Genomic DNA, 13,796 nt, shown 5'->3' on the forward strand with positions numbered 1-13,796 from the left:
CAAAGGAAGCTGAATGAACGACCACATCGCGGCGGTACCGCTGGAGAAAGCCTACCGCCTGCTCAATCATGGACCGACCGTGCTGGTCTCCGCGCGGCACGAAGGTGTCGACAACGTCATGGCGGCGGCGTGGGCCTGCGCACTGGACTATGCGCCGCCCAAGCTGACCGTCGTCCTCGACAAGGCCGCGGCGACCCGCGCGCTGGTCGAAAACAGCGGGCGCTTCGTGATCCAGGTACCCACCGTGCGGCAGCTCGACCTCACCTACCAGGTGGGCCACCGCAGCCTGGCCAGTGAACCGGACAAGCTGGCGCGCAGCGGCGTGGAGCTGTTCGGCATGCCCGGCTTCGACCTGCCATTCGTGGCCGGATGCTCGGCATGGCTGGCATGCCGGGTGCTCCACGAACCCCGCAACGAAGCGACGTACGACCTGTTCATCGGCGAGATCGAAGCCGCCTGGTCGGATACCCGCGTGTTCAGGGACGGCCACTGGCAGTTCGAAAGCGCCGATCCCGGCCTGCGCAGCCTGCACTACATCGCCGGCGGATTCTTCTACGCGATCGGCGATGCCATGCGCGCCGGGGAACCAGCGCCGGAATAAGTTCGTCCCGGGGCGGGCGGCCTAGCGGCTGCCCATCTTCGTGAACATCCTGTTCATGGTGGGCCTGTCGATCGCCTGCATGTCGACCAGCTTCAGCGATTTCACCATGTGCAGCGTCGCCGACTTGTACTTCAGGAAATGCGGCGTCTTCAGGTGCGCCTCGTAGGCCCGGCGGTCCGCATACATTTCCAGGATCCTGAATTCGGTATCGCTGTCGCGCTGGAACATGGGGAAGATGGCGATCACGCCCGGTTCCAGCCTGACCGACGCCTCCGCTTCCTCGGCGAGGATCGCCTTGTACTGGGCGAGATGTTCCGCGTGCACCTCGATTTCCGAGATCCGCACCATCATCTCCGGCCCCTGGCCCGGCGTCTGCCCCTGCGCATGCGCCAGGCTGGCAGCGAACAGCAGCCACGCCGGTACCAGCACGGCAAGAAGTCCCCACAGCCGTTGCGGCCATGACAAGGCAAGGGATTGCCGGCGTTCGACCGGGCGGGTGGTTCTGGCGTTCATGCTGGCCTCCTCGGGTTGGTGACATCGGGCGTTCCAGCCACGGCCGGCGCTACCTTGCCGTGCCGGCCGGCCTGGCCAACGGAGTTTACTTCAGCTGGGCCTCGAGCTCGGGGATAGGCCGCACCACCAGGAACAGGTACGACATGGCGCCGGCGAAGGCCATGGCGGCGCCCGTCAGCAGCGCCGGCACGAACGACCAGGTCTGCGCGATATAGCCGGTCAGCACGGGGGCCAGCGCGCCGCCCAGGAAGCCGCCGAAGTTCTGCAGCGCGCCGAGCGATCCCACGCCGCTCGGCGGCGCCACCACCGTGGCGAGCGACCAGGCGCAGGCCGACGACGCGTTGGCGAGGAAGATCACGATCGAGATGCAGGCCACGGCCACCACGTTGCTCTCGGCCAGTGCCGCCGGGATCGTGAAGGCCACCATGCCGAGCGTGGCCACCACCACCGCGTTGCGGCGGCCGGCCACCTTCGATGCCGACATGCGGGCGACGCGGTCGGAAGCCCAGCCGGCGACCAGTGCGCCGGCGAAGCCGCACAGGAACGGGATCGAGGCGGCGATGCCGGCCTGCGCCAGGTCCATGTGGCGCTCGGTGCGCAGGTAGCCCGGCAGCCAGGTCAGGAACACCCAGTTCAGGTACACGGAGCCGAAGAAGCCCAGCATCATGCCCCACGTCGCCCGGTAGCGGAACAGTGCCCGCCAGGTGGCCAGGCCGCCGGGCGGCGCGGGCTGGCCGGCGTCGTCCACTTCGAGATAGGCACGCTCGGCGGCGGTCAGGCTGTCGCGCACCGGATCGCGGTAGATGCCGATCCAGGCGATCGCCGCCACGATGCCCAGCGCGCCGGTCACGAAGAAGGCCCAATGCCAGCTCGTGGCGGCGATCAGCGGTGGCAGGCATAGCGGCGCCAGCGCCACGCCCAGCGGCGAAGCGGAATTGAAGATCCCCGTCGGCGTGCCGCGCGAGCGTGCCGGGAACCAGTTGCTCACCACCCGCGCCGCCGCCGGGAACTGCGGCGCCTCGCCGATGCCCAGCGCGATCCGCACCACCAGGAACCAGCCGAACGTGGCGGCCAGGCCGCCGGCCGCCTGCGCCAGCGACCACACCACCAGGCCGATGCCGAGCAGCCAGCGCGGCCCCACCTTGTCGACCAGTATGCCCACCGGCAGCTGGCACAGCGCGTAGCTCCACGAGAACGCCGACAGCAGCACGCCCATCTCGCCCAGCGTCAGGCCGAGATCGGCGCGGATGTATTCGTTGGCCACCGCCAGCGTGGCGCGGTCCAGGTAGTTGATGACGCCGCACACCACCAGCAGCACGAGCGAAATGGCCTGGCTGCGGCGGATGCGGGGTGGAATGGTGTCGGAGGCCGGGCGGTTGGGCATGGTGGATGGCAGCCTGGCCCGCGCTGGCGGCGGCAGGTCGGCTGCTGAAGGTCGGTGAGGGAAAATGACGGCGAGTATAGTTCACCGGCACGGCCGTGAACAAAACTTCGCGGCGGGCGCCTGCCCTTGCCGCCCTCGCGTGCCTCAGGCCCGTTCCCCCTTCCGCCGCTTCGCTACCCCGCCGCCGCCACGCTCACGGTCCCTTTCACTGGCTGCACCGCCGCCACGCTGGCCGCACCGGCGATCGCCTTGGCGACCGGCGCGTCGAACTCGTAGCCGCTGGCGTCGTGCACTTCCCAGCCGCCCTGCCCCGTCAGGCGCAGCACATGGGTATGGTGGCGCAGTACCGCGGGGCGGTGCGCGATGCTGATCAGGGTGGTGCCGCCTTCGCGCAGGCGCTCGTACAGCGAGGCTTCGTTGGCGCTGTCGAGCGCACTGGTGGCTTCGTCGAGGATCACGATGCCGGGGCCGTGCACCAGCACGCGGCCGAAAGCCAGGCGCTGCTGCTCGCCGACCGACAGCAGCTTTTCCCAGTCGCGCACGGCATCCAGGCCGCCAACCCGTTCGGCCAGGTGCGGCAGGTGGACCTGCTCCAGTATTTCCAGCAGTTGCTCGTCGTCCAGGCTCGTCTCCGAACTCGGGTAGATCAGCTGGCTGCGCAGCGTGCCGTGCTGCAGATACGGCTGCTGGGGCAGGAAGAAGAAGTCTTCCATGGGCGGGTGGTGGATCACGCCGCTGCCCGTGTGCCACAGCCCGGCGATGGCGCGCAACAGCGAACTCTTGCCGCAGCCGCTGTCGCCGGTGATGAGCAGCGCATCACCGGGCTTCAGCACCAGCGACAGTTCCTTGATCAGCACCCGGTCGGACTGGGGCGGATACAGCGTCAGCGCTTCCAGTGCGAGGTGTTCGCCGGAGCGCTTCTCGATGCGCGGGTGCTCGCCGGCAGCGGCTGCCGGCTTGTCGTTCGGCAGCACCAGGTCGGACAGCGCCTGCAGGCGGCCGATCCCCGCCACGAAGCGGCTCAGGCTCTCGAAGTTGTCGACGATGATGCCCACCGCGGCAAGCACCGCGGTGAACGCGCCCGCCGCCTGGATCGCCCGCCCCACTTCCAGCCGGCCCGACAGGACGCCCTCGGCCAGGATCACGAAGGGCAGCACCAGCGTGAGCTGGCTGAACGTGCGCTGGAAGAGATTCAGCGAACGCTGCTTCCTGATCAGCCGGGCAAAATTATTGATCACCTTGTCGAACTTGCTGTCGATGTGCGCGCGCTCCTGGGCCTCGCCGCGGTAGAAGGCGATACATTCGGCATTCTCGCGCAGGCGCATCAGGCTGAAGCGGAAGTCCGCCTCGCGCCGCAACTGCCAGAAATTCAGGTGGATCAGCGGCGTGCCGAAGACATGCAGGGCCACGACGGTGCCCACCAGCGCATACACCGCCAGCACGCCGACCAGCACATGCGAGATCGACCACAGCACGGCGCTGAACGCCACCAGCTGCATGATCGAGCCGAGGAAGATCAGCAGGAAGTGGATGGATTTTCCCGTGAAGGTGTTGATGTCCTCGCTGATGCGCTGGTCGGGGTTGTCGATCTCGCCGTCGGCCTGCAGCTCGTAGTACTTGCGCCGCTTCAGGTAGCCATCGAGGAAGCGGCCGGTGAGCCAGCGCCGCCACTGGTTGGCGAAGAGGTCGCGCATGTAGTAGTAGAACGCATAGATCGGTATCGCGAACGCCAGGATGATCAGGCAGGTGCGCACCGAGTCCCAGAAGCGGCCGCCGTTCTTGCCGGCCAGCGCGGAAGTCATCTCGCCGGCCTGGGTGTTCAGCATGACGGCCAGCTGGGTCTCGACCAGCATCAGGGCGATCAGCAGCACCAGCAGGAGCCAGGCCTGCTTCCGGTTATCTTCCAGCCAGTAGGGTTTTGCCACGCTGAGGAACTGTTTCCATGCCGCGAGCGACAGGGCGGGAGCGCGCCGGGTGCGTTTCGGTGGCGCCGGGGTGTCGTCGAGCGCGGCATGGGTCGCAGCGATCTTTGCGGCAGTTTTTGCAGCACTTTTTGCAGCATTTTTCGCAGCATTGACCGCACTGCTTTTTGCGCTGGTTTTTACGCTGGTTTCTACGCTGTTTTCTGCGCTGTGTTCTGCGCTATTGTTCGCGCCATTCGCCGCGGCCTTGGCCGGGGCATTCTTCGATACGGGAGTGGGCGTGCGCATGTCGATGGTTCCATTCATCGGCGAGGATGCGGACGTGCTTCCTCAGCCGTACCGCCAGCATACGAGCCGGAATGGAACCGTTCAGTGCGGAAACGGACATAGGAGCGCTACCATTTCCGGGCAGCAGCGCCTTTGGCGCGCCGTCCGCTTGTCAGGGAGTCGTTGCGCCCAGGTAATTGTCCTTCACGCGCACATAGTGTTCCGCCGAATAGCGCAGCCAGGCGATCTCGGCATCCGTCAATGGCCGGATTTTCTCGGCCGGGCGCCCCATGTACAGGAAACCGCTCTCCAGCGTCTTGCCCGGCGGGACGAGGCTGCCGGCACCCAGCATGACCCGGTCGGCGATGACCGCGTCGTCCATCACGATGCTGCCCATGCCGACCAGGCACTCGTTGCCGATCCGGCAGCCGTGCAGGATCACCGAATGGCCCACGGTGACGTAATCGCCGACCACGAGGGGCGCGCCCTGCGGCTTGTTGCTGCTCTTGTGCGCCACATGGCCCATCGTCAGGTCCTGGATGTTGGAACAGCGGCCGATATGGATCTCGTTGACGTCGCCCCGCAGCACCGCGTTGCACCACACCGAGCTGTCCTCCCCCACGTGCACGCTGCCGATCACCTGGGCCGATGGATGCAGGTACACGCGTTCGGCGAGCATTGGAAAGGCGTCGAGGTAACTGGAAAGTGGCATGGCGGTTCCGCTGAGGTATTCGAAATGCGCATGGTGGCAGCGACCGGCGTCCATGGCAAGCCCGTGCCGCCACGGCGGATAGAATGTTCGCACGCGGCACAGACCACAACGACATGGAGACAACATGCATCACAGCCTGAGCTATGTACACGGAGCGCACGACGTTCCGCTGATCGGCGACACCATCGGTTCCTTTCTTGCCGGCGTGGCCGCGCGCCACGGCGGCAACGAGGCGCTCGTCGTCCCGCACCAGGGCGTGCGCTGGAGCTACGCCGAACTGGATTCCCGCGTCACCGCCCTGGCCGCCGGCCTGCTCGCGCTGGGGCTGCGGCCCGGCGACCGGGTCGGCATCTGGTCGCAGAACTGCGCCGAGTGGGTGCTGGTGCAGTTCGCCACCGCGCGCGCCGGACTGGTCATGGTGAACATCAACCCCGCCTACCGGCGCACCGAACTCGAATACGTGCTGGGCAAGGTGCAGTGCACGGCGCTGATCCTGGCGCCATCGTTCAAGTCGAGCGACTATTTGGCGATCGTCGGCGACGTGGTGCCCGAACTGCGCGCCAGCACACCCGGCAGGCTGCGCTCGGCGAGCTTGCCGCACCTGCGGCATGTGATCAGGCTGGGTACCGGCCGGACGCCCGGCATGCACAACTTCGACGACCTGCTCGGGGCACCCGATGCGGCGCGCTTGGAGGAACTGGCCGCCATCGAAGCCGCGCTGCAGTTCGACGAGCCGGTCAACATCCAGTTCACCTCGGGCACCACCGGCGCGCCGAAGGGCGCCACGCTCACGCACCACAACATACTGAACAACGGCTTCTTCGTGGGCGAAGCCATGCGGCTCACGGACCGCGACAGGCTGTGCATCCCCGTGCCGCTGTACCACTGCTTCGGCATGGTGCTCGGCAACCTGGCCTGCGTGACGCACGGCGCCACGATGGTATTCCCCGGCGAGAGCTTCGAACCGAAGGCGGTGCTGGAGACGGTGCAGGCCGAGCGCTGTACCGGCCTGCATGGCGTGCCGACCATGTTCATCAGCCTCCTCGACCATCCGGACTTCGGCCGGTACGACCTGTCGACCCTGCGCACCGGCATCATGGCCGGTTCGCCCTGCCCCGCCGAGGTGATGGGCCGCGTGATCGAGCGGATGCACCTGGCCGAGATCACCATCGCCTACGGCATGACGGAAACCTCGCCGGTCAGCTTCCAGAGTTCGGTCGACGATCCGGTGCCGCTGCGCGTGTCGACCATCGGGCGCGTGCACCCGCACCTGGAAGTGAAGATCGTCGACGCCGCGGGGCGCATCGTGCCGCGCGGCGTGAAGGGCGAACTGCTGACGCGCGGCTACTCCGTCATGCTCGGCTACTGGGGCGACGAGGAAAAGACCCGCGAAGCCATCGACGCGGCGGGCTGGATGCATACGGGCGACCTGGCCGTGATCGACGCGCAGGGCTTCGCGGCGATCGTCGGCCGTGCCAAGGACATGGTGATCCGGGGCGGCGAGAACATCTATCCACGCGAGATCGAGGAATTCCTGTACCGGCATCCCAAGGTGCTCGACGTTCAGTGCGTGGGCGTACCGGACCGGAAGTACGGCGAAGAGCTGTGCGCCTGCATCGTGCTCCGGCCCGGCATGGTGGCCGATGAAGACGAGATCCGCGAATTCTGCCAGGGCCGCATCGCCCACTACAAGGTGCCGCGGTATGTACGGTTCGTGAGCGGCTTCCCGATGACGGTCACCGGCAAGATCCAGAAATACCTGCTGCGCCAGCAGGTGACGACGGACCTCGGCCTGGCGGAGTAACGCCGGCACGCGGCCGCCGCCGATGCATGGCGGCGGCGCGCTTGCAACACTCCTCGTTCCGATGATGATTGACAGGACCGCCTTGCCAATTCGATAATGAGAAGCATTCTCATCTAATTCATTAAAAAGCCAGCCCGATCCACACGGTTCACCGCCAGCCATCGTGCCCCGCACGCCAACTGGAGTGACCATCGTGAGCCGTACCATCCCGCCGCACCAATTTGCCGTCCCACCCCTGCGCCACGCCATCCGGCTGGCCCTCGCATCGGCCATGCTGGCCGCGCCGCTGGCGCACGCGCAAAGCGCCGCTGCACCGATCGCCGACATGCCCGGCAGTGGCCCTGGCGCCGCCGAGGCCACGCTGGCCACGGTCACCGTGCAGGGCGCGCGCGACACCGCCACGGAAGACACGGGTTCCTACACCACCGGCGAGATGCGCACGGCCACGCGGCTGGGCCTGAGCGCCCGCGAAACGCCGCAATCGACCACCGTGATCACGCACCAGCGCATCGAAGACCAGGCCATGACCAGCGTGGCGGACGTGGTGAAGCACACGCCCGGCCTGCACCTGAGCAGCGCGGACGGTCCCGGCCGGCCCAGCTTCAGCGCGCGCGGCTTCGATATCGACAAGGTGATGTACGACGGCCTGCCCGCGCACTACCAGGGCTGGGGGATCGGCACGCTGGCCAACCTCGCCATGTTCGACCGCGTGGAAATCGTGCGCGGCGCCACCGGCCTGGTGACCGGCAGCGGCAACCCGTCGGCGGCGATCAACATGGTGCGCAAGCGCCCCACCCGCGATACCCGCGTGGCACTGGCGGCCAGCGCTGCCAGCTGGGACGATTACCGCGGCGAGATCGATGCCTCCGGCCAGCTCGGTGACGGCGTGCGTGGCCGCGTGGTCGGCTCCTACCAGAACGGCGGCACCTTCCGCACCGCCGAAAAGTTCTACCACGGCCTGCTGTATGGCGTGGTGGAAGCCGATCTCGGACCGCGCACCACGCTGTTCGCCGGCATGTCGTACCAGGACGACTACACCAACAGCTTCTGGGGCGGCCTGCCGCTGGCGGCGGACGGACAGCACATGAACCTGCCCCGCTCCACCAACCCCAGCAACGAATGGGAGCGCAAGGACCAGGAGCTGGCCACCGTGTTTGCAGACCTCGAACACCGCCTCGGCAACGGCTGGAGCGTGCGGCTGGCCGCCACGCGCGCGGAACAGAAGGCCACGTTCTACGGCACCTACCTGCAGGCCGGCGACGTGCCGAACCGGTTCGCCCACAGTTTCTACCGCGCCGACTACGACGAGGACCGCAGCGCGTTCGATGCCTTCGCCAGCGGACCCGTGGCGCTGTTCGGCCGGCGCCACGAAGTGTCACTGGGCGTGAGCGGGCGGGAGACGAAGACCGCCAGGCAGAATTACGAGAACCTGGGCCTGGTCAGCGGCGATATCGATATCCGCAACTGGCACCCTTCCAGCACTGCCGCGCCGCGGCCTTCGCGGACCGGCATCGCGACGGACGTGGTGCGCGAGCGCGGCGTGAATGCGATGACGCGGCTCAATCCCGCCGACAGCGTGAAGGTGATCCTCGGCGGCCGGCTGGACTGGTATGAATACGACGACCGTTCGGGCGACGGCAGCTACAAGGTGCCGCGCAACGTGACACGCTATGCGGGCGTGCTGTACGACGTCGATGCCCGGCACACGCTGTACGCCAGCTTCACGGACGTGTTCCAGCCGCAGACGGCGCAGGACAACTCGGGCCGCATGCTGGAACCGGTCACGGGCAAGAACTACGAAGCCGGCGTGAAAGGCGAATACTTCGGCGGCGCGCTGAACGCCGGCGTCGCCCTGTTCCAGGTGGACCAGGCCAACCGCGCGAAGCTGCTGACCGACCAGAGCGGCTGCGTTACCTTCCCCGCCATCTCTTGTTCGGAAGCTTCCGGCCTGGTGCGCAGCAAGGGCATCGACCTGGAACTGCAGGGCAGCATCACGCCCGGCTGGCAGGTCGGCGCCGGCTTCACCTACACCAGCACGAGGTACGTGCGCGACAGCGATGCCAGCAAGGCCGGCACGCAATTCGATACCGATACGCCCCGGCAGCTGTTCAAACTGAGCACGCAGTACCAGCTGCCCGGCGCCGACGGGTGGCGCATCGGCGGCAGCCTCTATCGGCAAGGCAGCATCTGGAACGACGTGCCGGTGGGCGGCGGCTTCGTGAAAGTCGAGCAGGAGGCTTACGCGCTGCTCGACCTGATGGCGTCCTGGCGCGTCAACAGCCGGCTCGACGTGCAACTGAACGTGGCCAACGTGTTCGACAAGCGCTACTACCGGGGCATCGGCTACGACACCTTCTGGGGTTCGGTCGACACGTACGGCGACCCGCGCAAGGTGCAGCTGACGGGGCGCTACCGCTTCTGACGCACCGCCGGGCTCGTGTCAATACAACACCGGGGACAGTCTAAAATGCCGCTTGGACAAGCCACCCCAAGTGCAAATTCCGGGGTCAGACCCAACGGGTCTGACCCCGGCCCTTCGCTGTTGGGGTGAATGCATGCGCTTCGAGTATGCTGTGCAATGCTTACCTTAGCGGCATCAGAGCCTGTCGCCGCTTTTTCTGCAACACCGCGGCTTCGATGCCGGGAACACGCCCTACTTCGCCACAGCCGGCGTCAGCGCCTGCACCCCGGCCGACACGTACACCAGCGGCGCATTCCAGTTGATCGCCACCTCGTTGCTGGCGTAGGAGCAGGCGTGGTCCAGGTACGACAGGGCCGGCAGCGCCGACGGATACGGCGCCGGGCAATCCTTGGCGTCCTGCTGCGCGGGCTGCGGCCCGCCGACCAGCCAGCCCGGTACCGGCGCGGCGACGCCATCGGCTTCCGATGGCCGGTGATGCGGGTGCTGCGGCGTCCGCGCGCCGAAGCCGGTAACGAACGACATGCCGACCGCATTGCGGCCCAGCACGTAGTCCAGCCCCGCCTGGGCCGCGTCGAGGTAGTCGCGCTTGCCCGTCAGCCGGTAGCCGTGCAGCAGCACCATCGCCTGGTTCAGCCCCACCGCACTGCTGCCCCACACATAGTCGGCCGGCCGCATGGGAATGCCATACGCCGATGCCTTCCAGCCCGCGGCCAGGCTGGCCGACAGCTGGTCGATCCGGCTGGCGACCAGCGCCTGGTCCGCCGCCGCGGCCAGCTTGCCGCGGTGCCGCGCCAGCGACATCCACGCCAGGCCGCGCACCTCCGCCCATGACGGCACGCTGGCCTGCAGGGCCGGCGCGTTCATCGCCCGGTAGTAGGCGGCGTCGCCGGTGGTGATGAACAGCTCGGCCGCGGCCCAGCCGAATTCATCGCTGACATCCTTGTCGCCATATTCGCCGGTGGCCACGTCCTTCGGCTGCTGGTAATAGACGCGCGGGTGCGCCTGGGCCCACTGCCACGCGGCCTTCGAGGCGGCCAGCATGCGCGCCGCCATGCCGGGCACCTGCTGCTCGTAAGGCGCGAACACGCGGCTGGCGGTGGCCATCACGGCGGCGAAGTTGAGCGCCGCGGCGGTGGTCTTCTGCACCACGTAGCGGGGCTGCGTGGCCTGGTGCGGCATCACCATGCCGTCGAAACGGAGGTTGGTCAGCTTGTGGTACACGCCACCGTCCGCCGGGTCCTGCATGGTCAGCATCCATTCCAGGTTCCACAGGGCTTCGTCGAGCAGGTCCGGCAAGGCATTGCCGCTTTCGGGAATGTTCAGGTCCTGCGCCTTGAACACGGCCGGGAAGTCTTCCCAGGCGGCCAGCAGGGTGTACGTGGTGATGCCGGAGTTGACGATGTACTTGTTGTAGTCGCCCGCGTCGTACCAGCCTTTCGGGCTCGAGATCGCGCTGCCGGCCGGCCGCGCGGGCGATGCGGCCGAGGCGTGGACCAGCACGCGCGTGTCGGCGTGTCCGGCCGGCCGCTTGAACACGCCGGCATGCCGCTCATCCAGCTCGATGGCCGTGCGATTGAAGTAAAAGGCCTTGATCGACGCGGCGTTCACCGCTTGCAGGACACCCGGGCCGACCTCGAACGGCGCGGAATCCGGCAGGCCGGCGACCCGTACCTGGTAGCGGCCCGGCGCGGCCAGCGGCGTGAAACTGGCCAGCCGCACCTTGTCGCCGGATTCGGGCGAGGCCGTAGCCGGCGCCAGCGTCCCGCTTTGCACCACGGTGCCGGTGCCGGCCTTGACGATCGCGAAGGTGCGCGCCGCGCCATCGGGCACGACGGCCACTTTCGCCGATCCCGGCAGGAAACCAAGCTGGTTGAGCTGGATGGTGGTGGCGGCAGGCTTCATCGCCGAAGCGGTACCGGCAAGGGCCAGGCAGGCCAGCGGCGCCATCAGGGCCGGCAGCTTGCGCAATGGGGTGAACCGCGGGTGCTCGTGTCTCAATGTGTTGTTCCTTCGCTGATGGTCCAGGGCGGCAGCCGGCGCCGTACGCCGCGCCACGTGGTCCGGTGGGCGGTGCAGCGGCCCGGCAGGTGAAAACGTTTTCACCCTGCGATGGTGGCGCACTTTGGCGCCAAGATCAACTTGCGGTGCAGCACAACATGAAGCAGCAGGGGATCAGATAAGGATGAGATAGCCCTCCGCGGCCGGCCTGCCGCCGGCGCCTACCTATCAACTCTGCTAGTAATGCGCCGTGGCCAGCTCTGGTTTAATGGTTTTTACTGGGAACGTTGCCGGTACGGCGCCCACCCCACCACCATTCACGAACAGGGATGCGCGGGCGGCATTGGTCATGGCCCGCCGGCTTCGGGCATCCTTACGTAAGGAGATGACCTTGCACCATCTGCTGATCCTGGCTCGCGGCGATGCGCGCACCTATTGTTCCGTCGACGGCGGCTCGCTGCTGGACGGCCTGCCTTTCGAAGTCACGCTGTTCGCCGACCATGGCGACGGCCCGGCGCTGCGCGCGCTGGAAGGCGAGCATGAAATCTTCGTGGTGCGCTGGAACGAAGGGCGGGAAGTCGCCAGCCGCGCCGCGCAACTCCATACCGCCGTGCCATTCACCGCCGTGGCCGCGTTCGACGAACGCCTGGTCGGCCTGGCCGCGCAGATCCGCGATGCGCTGGGCCTGGACGGCATGTCGATGCGGGCAGCCGAACTGTTCCACCAGGTGCTGCGCAACCGCATGACAGGTTCCGCACGGCAAGCCGCCTGCCAGTAATGCCGGGAACCGCCCTTCCCGTACCCCACAGGAGGTCCCGGCGCGCGCCCTGGCGCGCCGGCCACGAAACATGTCCTCCCTGCCCTGCCGCTGGCCGCCCTTCCCGGCGGCTGGCTGCGTTGCGCCACCGGCCCGGCCTGCTCCTGCCGCCCTTCTGACGAGGCATACGATGCACGACGCGCACCTGCAACTGCTCCCCCTGGCACCGCCGCTACAGCAGCCGCTGCCGGTCGATCCCCGCGACCTCCCGGCGCGCAATGCCGTGGCGGTGTACCTGATGGAACTGGAGCTGCCAGCCGACGCCATGCGGACGAACATGTATTTGCCCCTGCTCGCCCTCGGCGAACTGGCACGCTGGCAGGCGATCCGCCCGCGCGAACGGCAGTGGCAATACCTGCAAAGCCGCGTACTGCAGCGCGTCGTGCTGGGCGCCTACATCGATGACGACCCGCGCGCGCTCGCCTTCACCCGCGACCGGTGGGGCCGGCCCTGCCTGGCCGAGCATGAAGGACTGCATTTCAGCCTGGCGCAGTGCGCATCGCACGTGGCGCTGGCGATCGGCAGCGACCCGGTGCTGGGCATGGAAGTCGCCACCGTGGCACCGCTGCGCCGCGGCTTCATGCGCATCGCCCACCGGCTGTTCCACCAGGACGACCTGGCGCAGCTGCTCGAATGCCCGGAAGAGCGCCGCCATGCCCGTTTCCTGGAACTGTGGACCCTGAAGGAAGCCTACCGCAAGGCGCTCGGCGCCGGCATGCCCAGGCCGCTGGCCGCGTGCGGCTTCGGGCGTACGCCGGAAGGCGTGATCGTTGCGCGGGACCGGGTGCCGCTGCCGGATCGCCCGGCCCCGGACGCCTTCATCGCCCAGCGCCGCATGCGCGACTGCCAGATCGCCGTAGCCTACCGCCGCGGGCGCCCCGTGCGCTTCCGCTACCTGCACGGCAGTGCCGCGCTGCCGTGGCCGGAAACGGCCGCGGACACGTGACGAGCGCCGCGGCAATCACCGTCCGTTACCGGCACGCTGCCTGCCGGTGGCTTCCCCTGATACGGCACGCTGCCTGCCGGTGGCTTCCCCTGATACGGCAGGCTGCCTGCCGGTCGCTTCCCCTGATACGGCACGCTGCCTGCCGGTACCTTCCCTGATCCACCACCCCAGCCGACCATTCCCCGCCTGATATTCAGCGCACTCAATTCCCTTCCGCTGCCGCGCCAATACAGGCCGGCCTCCGCATATTCCCCGGTTCGAGAATGAAAGCACTAGCAGCGAATTAACTTCCTGTCCCTATCAGTTCTACCAGTATGGCCTGCCGATTCTACTAGCAGCCCTGGGAGTTATTAAGTCTAGCCAGGACGCATAAAGTACCTACATCAACTGCATTTAATAAGACAGCGCAG

At 67.5% G+C, this 13,796-nt stretch carries 10 protein-coding genes; 5 read left to right on the plus strand and 5 right to left on the minus strand.

Features of this window, described 5'->3' with window-relative positions; all coding sequences use genetic code 11:
- Positions 1-13 precede the first annotated feature (13 nt).
- Positions 14-601 carry a flavin reductase family protein gene (locus EYF70_RS23180; protein ID WP_131147500.1) on the plus strand — a complete coding sequence of 196 codons (588 nt, stop codon included), beginning with the start codon at positions 14-16 and terminating at the stop codon, positions 599-601.
- A 21-nt stretch (positions 602-622) separates the two neighbouring features.
- On the opposite strand, the gene EYF70_RS23185 is transcribed toward EYF70_RS23180, so the two are convergent.
- The 4 genes from EYF70_RS23185 to EYF70_RS23200 form a co-directional block, all read right to left on the minus strand.
- Positions 623-1,114, minus strand: a complete 492-nt coding sequence (locus tag EYF70_RS23185) for a putative quinol monooxygenase (RefSeq protein ID WP_229420524.1) — start codon at positions 1,112-1,114, stop codon at positions 623-625.
- An 85-nt stretch (positions 1,115-1,199) separates the two neighbouring features.
- Complete coding sequence (locus EYF70_RS23190) at positions 1,200-2,498, minus strand: MFS transporter (RefSeq protein ID WP_131147501.1); 1,299 nt, start codon at positions 2,496-2,498, stop codon at positions 1,200-1,202.
- A 173-nt stretch (positions 2,499-2,671) separates the two neighbouring features.
- A complete protein-coding gene (locus EYF70_RS23195) occupies positions 2,672-4,423 on the minus strand; it encodes an ABC transporter ATP-binding protein/permease (protein ID WP_165497779.1) in 1,752 nt (583 codons plus the stop codon).
- A gap of 436 nt (positions 4,424-4,859) precedes the next feature.
- Entirely contained in the window at positions 4,860-5,399 is a 540-nt protein-coding gene (locus tag EYF70_RS23200; protein WP_131147502.1) for a gamma carbonic anhydrase family protein, read from the minus strand.
- Positions 5,400-5,523: 124 nt separating this feature from the next.
- On the opposite strand from EYF70_RS23200, the gene EYF70_RS23205 reads away from it, so the two are divergent.
- Both EYF70_RS23205 and EYF70_RS23210 read left to right on the plus strand, forming a co-directional pair.
- Complete coding sequence (locus EYF70_RS23205) at positions 5,524-7,203, plus strand: AMP-binding protein (RefSeq protein ID WP_131147503.1); 1,680 nt, start codon at positions 5,524-5,526, stop codon at positions 7,201-7,203.
- A 193-nt stretch (positions 7,204-7,396) separates the two neighbouring features.
- Positions 7,397-9,625, plus strand: a complete 2,229-nt coding sequence (locus EYF70_RS23210; protein ID WP_218943717.1) for a TonB-dependent siderophore receptor — start codon at positions 7,397-7,399, stop codon at positions 9,623-9,625.
- Positions 9,626-9,856: 231 nt separating this feature from the next.
- On the opposite strand, the gene EYF70_RS23215 is transcribed toward EYF70_RS23210, so the two are convergent.
- Positions 9,857-11,623, minus strand: coding sequence for a glycoside hydrolase family 9 protein (locus EYF70_RS23215; RefSeq protein WP_229420525.1), 1,767 nt, complete (start codon positions 11,621-11,623; stop codon positions 9,857-9,859).
- 391 nt (positions 11,624-12,014) lie between these two features.
- Between EYF70_RS23215 and EYF70_RS23220 the strand changes: the two genes are divergently transcribed.
- Complete coding sequence (locus EYF70_RS23220; protein ID WP_131147504.1) at positions 12,015-12,401, plus strand: hypothetical protein; 387 nt, start codon at positions 12,015-12,017, stop codon at positions 12,399-12,401.
- Between the two features lie 169 nt (positions 12,402-12,570).
- Positions 12,571-13,386: a 4'-phosphopantetheinyl transferase family protein gene (locus EYF70_RS23225; protein ID WP_165497780.1), complete on the plus strand. Its 816-nt coding sequence runs from the start codon at positions 12,571-12,573 to the stop codon at positions 13,384-13,386.
- The last annotated feature ends 410 nt before the right edge of the window (positions 13,387-13,796 follow it).

This window comes from Pseudoduganella albidiflava (assembly GCF_004322755.1).
Lineage (GTDB): Bacteria > Pseudomonadota > Gammaproteobacteria > Burkholderiales > Burkholderiaceae_D > Rugamonas > Rugamonas albidiflava.